This is a genomic window from Loktanella sp. SALINAS62, from assembly GCF_018263905.1.
Lineage (GTDB): Bacteria > Pseudomonadota > Alphaproteobacteria > Rhodobacterales > Rhodobacteraceae > Loktanella.
Window position 1 is genome coordinate 1 of record NZ_JAAFZU010000036.1, and the last position, 695, is coordinate 695.

Annotated in this window: 2 protein-coding genes; both read left to right on the forward strand. The window is 58.7% G+C overall.

Annotated elements, in window-relative coordinates:
• A partial coding sequence (locus tag GZH79_RS13130; RefSeq protein WP_211644241.1) for a hypothetical protein occupies positions 1-201 on the forward strand: 201 nt, incomplete at its 5' end.
• Between the two features lie 153 nt (positions 202-354).
• A partial coding sequence (locus GZH79_RS13135) for a hypothetical protein (RefSeq protein WP_211644242.1) occupies positions 355-695 on the forward strand: 341 nt, incomplete at its 3' end.

Consider the following 695-nt stretch of genomic DNA (forward strand, 5'->3'; position numbering starts at 1 on the left):
TCAGAAATCGCCGAGGCCGATGGCGTGATCGCAGAGGCGGCACGGCACTTGCCGGAGAAAACCAGAGCTCTGGTGGCGGGAATCCGGCGCACCATTCCGGCGATGCTCCGTCGGCTGGATCGGCGGACGAAGGGTTGGGCCGACCGCCCGGATCTGACGCCTCAGGGGCGCACAGAACCCGGAGCTGAAGAAAAGTTTTGAGCGACATCAGAGGGATATGCGGTTCTCGAAAAAAAGATCGCGAAAACGGCGATTGGTCGGAATCCAAAAGAAACATATGGTGGTCAGCCCGCGAGGGTGCCCCTGAAAAACCGGACCTCCGCGGAGGCCATCAGAATAAAGAAAGATACAACTATGACCAAGTTTCTTGACCCCAAACTCGCCGCCTCCAAGTCCTCGCGCAAGGAGCGCAAGGAGATCGCCAAGCCCGTGGAGTCTTCGTCGACGGAACGCGCCGTGGCGTCGCTCCGACGATCTATGGGGAGGGATTTCAAGAAGTCCGACACAAAGGATCGGATGACCAAGAAGGCCATCAACGACACGATGGACGATTTCATTGCGGCGATGGACGAAGAGTTGCTCGCACCGTTTTTCTTTTCGTTGGAGCGGCTCGCCACCTCGGCGAACCGCCGTCGCATCGCAGGGCACTCGCTTCGTCCTGAGACCGTCGATGAGATGCACGAAGAGGCAGATGA